Source organism: Streptomyces sp. SID3343 (assembly GCF_009865215.1).
Classification (GTDB): domain Bacteria; phylum Actinomycetota; class Actinomycetes; order Streptomycetales; family Streptomycetaceae; genus Embleya.
The window spans coordinates 1-7134 of the sequence record NZ_WWJX01000424.1 but is presented as its reverse complement, the minus strand read 5'-3'; the positions used below and the strand labels follow the sequence as shown (position 1 = coordinate 7134).

Below are 7134 nucleotides of genomic sequence, written 5' to 3'. Positions count from 1 at the left end.
CGGCGCGGTACGAGCGCCCGCATCCGATCGCCCGCCGCCGTGTACCCCGCGCGCACGCGCGCCCGCGGCGTGTCCGTCCAGGCGAGCCACGCGGGACGCCTGCGCCCGGCGAACAGCCCCAGAATCATCGCGGCACCGACCGCGATCAGATGTTCGCGGCCGGCGAGGTTGGGCAGGATGATCGACTCCAGGACCATCGACCCGCCGGTGATCGTGAAGAGTATGGGGGCGCGGTGGATGATCGACAGGTAGGTGAACAGCCCCACCACGGCCGCCGACGGCCCCGTGTCGAGCACGTGCGCGGCCTTGTCGGGCAGTCCGAGGGCGTGGTCGGGGCCGATCGCGATCATGATCCGCGCGCCCATCGTGCCCGCGAGGGTCGTCACGTACGCGATCATCAGGGTCCGCGCGGCGCCCAACGAGAGTTGAGCTATGGCGAAGGCCAGGAACAGTTGCGTGATGCCGGCCCAGACCGGCAGGTTGAGCGCCGGGACGAACAGCGAGACGGGCGTGCGCACGAGGGCCAGCCACAGCGGCAGGTCCGCGCTCACCCCGCCGACCAGGCGCACCACCACCTTGCCGGTGTGCGTCTGGCCGATGGCGTGGAAGAAGATCACCGCCGAACTGGCCACGACCGCGAGCGTGAGCCCCTTGCCGCGGCTGCGCCACAACTCGCGGACCGGGTCGGCGACGATGCCGCGCCACTCGCCACACAGCGTGCGCCACAGGAAGCTCAGCAGCTTCCACGGCGCGGACAACGACTTACGCCACCCGGTACGCGGCTCACCCGCCATCGGCTCGGCCGGTGCGAGGACCGACCCGTCGACATCGTTCGGCTCGGTGAGGGTGTCGGTCCCGGCCGCTCCGGAGCCGGCGACGCCGTCACCCTCGTCCCGGCGATCGTCGAGAACGCGCAACACTGCTGATCAACCCCCAACGACTCACCGAATCCGAATGCCCCGGACCCGAGCCGGTGGCGCAACGGCGCCCACCGCGCCTTGCCCTCGGTCGCGCCATCGTAAGACGAGGCACAACACACCGGTCGGCTGGGTTGACGCTGTGCTGTTGCCCAGCGGTTGCGACGAGTCTCGGTTCGACCGGTCGGCACGAGGCCGTGAACCACCATCTGTTCGCAAGATTACCGAGGGAGAGAGCCTGGGCTCGTCAACCGAATCGATGACTTCGCCGACACGGGCTCATCATCTGGTCGCATATCTCGCGTCCACCGAGTGTAGGCGCACCGACGCCACCGGCCCCCGAAGACGAGGTCGGTCGGGGAGACGGGCACCGAGTCCAGGCGCGTGCGGTCGGCCCACAGGCCGTCGTCCTTGCCGTCGTCCTTACCGCCGTCCGTCGTCGGCACCGCCGCGACACCGCCGGCCGAGGCGGCGACGTATACGGCCGCGCAGGCGATCGTGCACGCGCACGATGCGCGGATGCGTACGACGGCCGATCCTGCGGGCGGGCTCGGGATCGTGGCATCGCCGCCGGGCGTGGCGGCTCGCCGATCGGGCGCGGATCCGGTGCGGGCGTCGGGGGCCCGGGGCGTCGGGGCCCCGGGGGCGTCGGGGGTCTGAGTCCGAGGGTCCGAGCCCAGGAGCTGATGGCCCCGGAGGCGGAGTCCGGGAGCGGAGTAGGAAGGCTGAGCCCGAAGGCTGAGCCCGAAGGCAGAGTCCAAAGACCGAGCCCGAAGGCCGAGCCCGAAGGCCGAGCCCGAAGGCGTCATACCCGGGGGCCTCAACAGCGGTCGGCGCCGCCCCCGTGCAGCAAGCCGCCGTCCGCGATGCGGGACAGGGCGTCCGCCACCCGGTCGGCCGCGTCGTCGGCGCCGCCGTCTTCGGTGGCCCAGCGCTGCATGGCGATGCGTACGGCCGTGTTCGCGGCGCCCGCGGCCAGGTGCACCGCGAGGCCGTCGGGGTCGGCGGTCAGGCGCGCCGCGATCACCGGGCGCAGGCGCTGTTCGCAGTCGTGGTGCACCGCGAGCCACACCGCGCGCAGCGCGGGATGCCCATCGGCCGTGCGCAGCACCACGCGCAACTGCGCGTCGTCGACGCCGTCCACGTCGCGCGAGTGCCGCATCGAGGCCCGGTACGAAAGGTCCATCGCGGCGAGCAACGGCAGGTCGGGGTCGGCTGCGGCAAGCCGCTCCACCCAATCGCTCGTGCCGGCCGCGAGCACGGGCGCGACCGTCTCCTCCTTGCTGCGGAAGTAGCGGTAGAAGGTGCGCAGCGCCATGCCGACGGCCGCGGCGATGTCTTCGACGGTCGTGTCGTCGAAGCCGCGTTCGGCGAACAGGCGTACCGCGGCGCGTGACACCTCGGTGCGGGTATCGGCCTTGCGGCGCTCGGTCAGCGAGGGCCGACCGGCGCGGCGCGCGCGTGCCGCTGCTGCTGCGTCCATGGCTCCATCCTAGTGGACCCGAGGGAATTAATGGCACGTCGTGCACGTTAGGCGTAGTGTGCACAAACGGAGCACAACTCTCCGGAAAGAAGGCTTTGACATGAACCGCTTCGACAACCGCCGCATCCTGGTCACCGGTGCGGGCTCGGGCATCGGGCAGGCGACGGCGCTGCGACTGCTGCGCGAGGGCGGTCGGGTCGTCGCGGCCGACGTTGCCGCGGCGGGGCTTGCCACGACGCGCTCGCTCGCCGAGCAGGAGGGCACGGGCGAGCGCCTGGGCACGCTCGTGGTCGACATCGCGGACGAGGCGTCGGTATCCGAGGGCGTCGCGGCCGCGATCGCGGACCTCGGCGGCCTGGACGTCCTGGTCAACGCGGCCGGCATCCTGCGCGCCGAGCACACCCACCAGACGTCGCTCGACCTGTGGAACCGGATCATCACGGTCAACCTCACGGGCACGTTCCTGATGACGCGCGAGGCGCTGCCGGCGCTGCTCGCGACCGGCAAGGGCGTGGTGGTCAACTTCAGTTCGACCTCGGCGGCCTTCGCGCACCCGTACATGGCGGCCTACGCGGCGAGCAAGGGCGGCATCCAGTCGTTCACGCACGCGCTGGCGCTGGAATACGGCAAGCAGGGATTGCGCGCGGTCAACGTCGCGCCCGGCAGCATCAAGTCCGGCATCACCGACGCGACTCCGGGCTACCTGCCGGCGGACACCGACTGGTCGCTGTTCTCGAAGCTGTCCCCGATCCTGGCCACCGAACTGGAGTCGGGCGGCGCCGCGATGGCCGGGCCCGACACCATCGCCGGCGTCATCGCGATGCTCGCGTCGGACGACGGCGCGTTCATCACGGGCACCGAGATCCGCGTCGACGGCGGCACGCACGCCTGACGCACGGTGGAACCGATCGACCCACGGCCGATCGAACGCCCGGCCGCCCGACCGACCGACTGCCCGCCCGCTCTCGCGAGGCGGGCGGTTGTCGTCCGCTACCCGTCGGCCCCGATCCGGCGGGCGAGGTGGAGGGGGAGCGGGTAGGGCCGCTCGGCGGGCAGGAGCCGCCGGGCCTGCGCAGTACGGCCGGCGCGAAGCAGTGCGGCGATCCGATGGGTGAGCGGTGTCAGGTCGGAAATCCCCGTGATCCACTCGTCGTTGAAAGTCCGGATCAGCCCGCGCCCGATCCCCACCTGGATGCTGTAGTGATTCGACGCGGCTCCGCGCAAGGACCGTTCGGGGTCCCACTGCACGTGCACATCGGCCCCCGCGACCGACCCTTCGGTCGACACCGCCCGCCCCAACGCCTCCTCGAACCCGGCCCGCGTGATCCGCACGGCCAACACCCGCTCCTGACCGGCCTTTCGCCCCCAATCACTGCGATGCATGAGCCACCGATACGACGGCTTGATCCACGTCATCCGCCCGAACGAGAACGGCGCGACAAACCGCCCACCCCGCAAAGCGGGATCGGCGACGGCGGGCGCGTACGCCTGGTAGATCACCAGCGAGCTCGCGTCGAAGTCGGCTCGAACCTGCCGGAACAACACCATGAGCCGACACGTTGACAGGACGAACGCCCTTACGACCAATGGATATTCGGGTGGTGGGATGGATCACTACAACCCTTTCGCTCTCTCGTTGGTCACCCCACTGCACAAATGACAACCAACCGGATTTAAGATCCTCGGACGCGGTCACGCGGTCGCCATGAGCGCCGAACTCGACACTTTCCGCCACGACGGCCGCCCGGTATCCCCATTGCGCGTGTCGTAGTCCGCTGATTACGTGCCGTGCCATGACACGCAAACCTTTCGGCGCCGCATCACGGTTGCCCGTCCTCGCCTCCGCCCTGATCGCGGGCGTACTCACGTGCGGCGTGCTGGCCGCGCCCGCTTCCGCCGTGCAGGACGCCGGAGCACCCACCGGCCTGCGGATGAACCCCACCCCGAAGAACGGGACCGCCGACTCCTGCGGTTACATCGGCCGGGTCAACCCCACGGTCGGCACCGTCGACCTGTACGCGACGGTGGAGAGCCCCTCCGGCGCCAACGTCGGCGCCCGCTTCGAGCTGACCGACGTCACCGCCGGCAACGCCGTGGTGTGGGACAGCGGTTGGGTGTCGGTGGCGTCCAACCGGCACGAGGCACAGGCTTTCGTTCCGGGCAGCACGTTCGTCGACGGCAAGACGTACGCGTGGAACGCCCGCGCGGGCGTGGCAACCGACCCGGGCCAGGACGTGGCGGCGGGCTGCACGTTCACCGTCGACGCGACCGCGCCGAGCGTGCCGACCGTTTCCAGCAGCGACTTCCCGGTGAACGGTGGCGGCAAGTACGCGGGACAGTCCGGGGTGTTCGAGTTCTCCGCCGCGGATGCCGGGTCGGGTGTCGCGGCCGTCGAGTACTCGCTGAACGGGACGATTCCCGTCGGCGGCGCGCACGAGGCGACGTACGACGCGGTGTCGGGGACGTGGAAGACGCCTCCCGTCAGGGTGGGTCTGTGGGGCAGCAACCGCATCTTCGCGCAGACGCGCGACAAGGCCGGCAACGTCTCGCAACAGGCCACGTACACGTTCTACGTGCCTGACGATCCCTCGCCGCAGCTTCCGCAGCCGGGTGACATCGACGGCAATCGCCGGGTGGACGTCCTCGTGACGGGCTCCGATGGCGCGCTGAGGATGTATGACCAAGGCGACGACCCGGCCGGCGCAGGGCGTTTGGCGTCTCTGGCATCCGAAGGGCGCCGGCTTCCCGGAAGCGAACTGCGGTCCTGGGCCGGGCTTCTGGTGAGCCACCGAAACGCCAACCAGTACGACGACGACAACCTTTACACCATCTCCGGCGACATGATGACGAAGTATCGGAACGCACGGGGTGGGATGGGTGACCTGGAGGACGGGTACTTCCTTGGCCAGGACACCATGATGGTCTACCGACCGTATCAATGCGCCGACCCGGGGAACACGAATCAGGCGTGCGTGGATTTCGCCGACGATTGGTCGCAGGTAAGGCAGCTCGTCGCCACCGGCGAAGCCACCGGTGACACCAGGCACGACCTCCTCACCGTCGAGGTCGATGGAAGCGGCAACGGTCGACTGATCCTGTTCACCGCTACCTCCAACTCCTTCTCCCGCGCCACCGTCATCGGCTCCACCGGCTGGGGGAACCGCGACGTCATGTCCCCCGGCGACGTCACCGGCGACGGCCTCGCGGACGTCTGGACCCGGGACCGCGCCACCGGCGACATCTACCAGTACGCCTCCGCCAGGAACGCCGACGGCACCGTCGACGTCGCGGCCCTCGGCCGGGACCAGAATCGGACCCTGATCGGTACCGGCTTCGACACCGCCGCCTACCCGAAGGTCTCCACCGAAGGCGACTTCGACGGCGACGGCAAGGCCGACGTCTGGGCCCAGGCCGCCGGCGGCAACGTCTACACCTTCCCCGGCACCGACGGCACCGCCTTCGGCCCGGCACAGCTCATCGCCGGGAGCTGAGCACGTCCACGACATGAAGGGGACCGCCACTTCCCGTGGCGGTCCCCTTTCGCGCTCCCGGGTCAGCCGGCCGGCAGGCCGTAGCGCTCCCGCGCCCGCTGTGGGGCGTCCGGCTTGACCTTGCCGTCGCGGGCCAGTGCGGTCAGGGTTTTGACCACGATCGCCGGTGCGTCGACGGCGAATGCCCGGCGGGTCGCGGCCCTGGTGTCGGAGAGGCCGAAGCCGTCCGTGCCCAGGGAGGTCCAGGGCTGCCGGACCCATGGGGCGATCTGGTCCGGGACCGCGCGCATCCAGTCGCTGACGGCCACGACCGGGCCGCGGGCTTCGGCCAGCGCCCTGGTGACGTAGGGCTCCCGGTCGTCTTCCTCGCACGCCAGCGCGTCGCGGCGCAGCTCGGTCCACGACGTGACCGACCACACCTGGGCCGTGACGTCCCAGTCCTCGGCGAGTAGGCGCCGCGCGTCCAGCGCCCAGCGCACGGCCGTGCCGCTCGCGAGGAGTTCGGCGTCCGCGTCCGGCGCCGGGGCGCAGCAGTGGATGCCGCGCAGGATGCCCTCGGCCGCGTCGAGGTCGGGCATCGCGGGCTGCGGAAGCGGCTCGTTGTAGAGCGTGAGGTAGTAGAAGACGTCCTCGCCGCGCGGGTGTTCGGTGGTCGCGGTGAACATTCGGCGCAGGCCGTCCCGGACGATCACGGCGATCTCGTACCCGAAGGCCGGGTCGTACGACACACACGCGGGGTTCGTGGAGGCGATCAACTGGGAGTGGCCGTCCGCGTGTTGGAGCCCCTCCCCCGTCATCGTCGTGCGACCTGCGGTGGCGCCGATCAGGAAGCCGCGGCCCATCTGGTCGGCGAGCGCCCAGAGTTGGTCGGCGACGCGCTGCCAGCCGAACATCGAGTAGAAGACGTAGAAGGGGATCATCGGTTCGTCGTGCGTCGCGTAGGCGGTGGCCGCCGCGGTGAAGGAGGCGACCGCGCCGGCCTCGGTGATGCCCTCGTTGAGGATCTGCCCGTCGACGGCTTCCCGGTAGGAAAGCAGGAGTTCGCGGTCCACGGCGTCGTAGGTCTGGCCGTGCGGCGAGTAGATGCCGGCTGTCGGGAACATCGATTCCATCCCGAACGTGCGGGCCTCGTCGGGCACGATCGGTACCCATCGCCGGCCTGTCTCCGGCACGCGCATGAGGTCCTTGGCGAGCCGAACGAACGCCATCGTCGTGGCGATCTCCTGCTTTCCGGAGCCTTTGA

Annotated in this window: 5 protein-coding genes and 1 pseudogene; 2 read left to right on the top strand and 4 right to left on the bottom strand. The window is 70.4% G+C overall.

Going from position 1 to position 7134, the window contains the following annotated elements:
- Together GT354_RS13910 and GT354_RS13905 are read right to left on the bottom strand one after the other, a co-directional pair.
- Nucleotides 1-920: hypothetical protein (locus GT354_RS13910; RefSeq protein WP_161356620.1), on the bottom strand; the 920-nt coding region annotated here is incomplete at its 3' end.
- An 817-nt stretch (nucleotides 921-1737) separates the two neighbouring features.
- Nucleotides 1738-2400 carry a TetR family transcriptional regulator gene (locus GT354_RS13905; RefSeq protein WP_161356619.1) on the bottom strand — a complete coding sequence of 221 codons (663 nt, stop codon included), beginning with the start codon at nucleotides 2398-2400 and terminating at the stop codon, nucleotides 1738-1740.
- A 100-nt stretch (nucleotides 2401-2500) separates the two neighbouring features.
- On the opposite strand from GT354_RS13905, the gene GT354_RS13900 reads away from it, so the two are divergent.
- Nucleotides 2501-3292, top strand: a complete 792-nt coding sequence (locus tag GT354_RS13900) for an SDR family NAD(P)-dependent oxidoreductase (RefSeq protein WP_161356618.1) — start codon at nucleotides 2501-2503, stop codon at nucleotides 3290-3292.
- Nucleotides 3293-3390: 98 nt separating this feature from the next.
- On the opposite strand, the gene GT354_RS13895 is transcribed toward GT354_RS13900, so the two are convergent.
- Nucleotides 3391-3948 carry a DUF4291 domain-containing protein gene (locus tag GT354_RS13895; protein ID WP_161356617.1) on the bottom strand — a complete coding sequence of 186 codons (558 nt, stop codon included), beginning with the start codon at nucleotides 3946-3948 and terminating at the stop codon, nucleotides 3391-3393.
- A 245-nt stretch (nucleotides 3949-4193) separates the two neighbouring features.
- On the opposite strand from GT354_RS13895, the gene GT354_RS13890 reads away from it, so the two are divergent.
- Nucleotides 4194-5891, top strand: a complete 1698-nt coding sequence (locus GT354_RS13890; RefSeq protein ID WP_161356616.1) for a hypothetical protein — start codon at nucleotides 4194-4196, stop codon at nucleotides 5889-5891.
- Between the two features lie 62 nt (nucleotides 5892-5953).
- On the opposite strand, the pseudogene GT354_RS13885 reads toward GT354_RS13890, so the two are convergent.
- Nucleotides 5954-7134: pseudogene (locus GT354_RS13885) on the bottom strand (pyruvate dehydrogenase (acetyl-transferring), homodimeric type); the annotation flags it as partial.

Coding starts and splice junctions, on each gene's coding strand:
- GT354_RS13900 (WP_161356618.1), top strand. CDS start 2,501: ATGAACCGCTTCGACAACCGCCGCATCCTGGTCACCGGTGCGGGCTCG.
- GT354_RS13895 (WP_161356617.1), bottom strand. CDS start 3,948: ATGGTGTTGTTCCGGCAGGTTCGAGCCGACTTCGACGCGAGCTCGCTG.
- GT354_RS13890 (WP_161356616.1), top strand. CDS start 4,194: ATGACACGCAAACCTTTCGGCGCCGCATCACGGTTGCCCGTCCTCGCC.
- GT354_RS13905 (WP_161356619.1), bottom strand. CDS start 2,400: ATGGACGCAGCAGCAGCGGCACGCGCGCGCCGCGCCGGTCGGCCCTCG.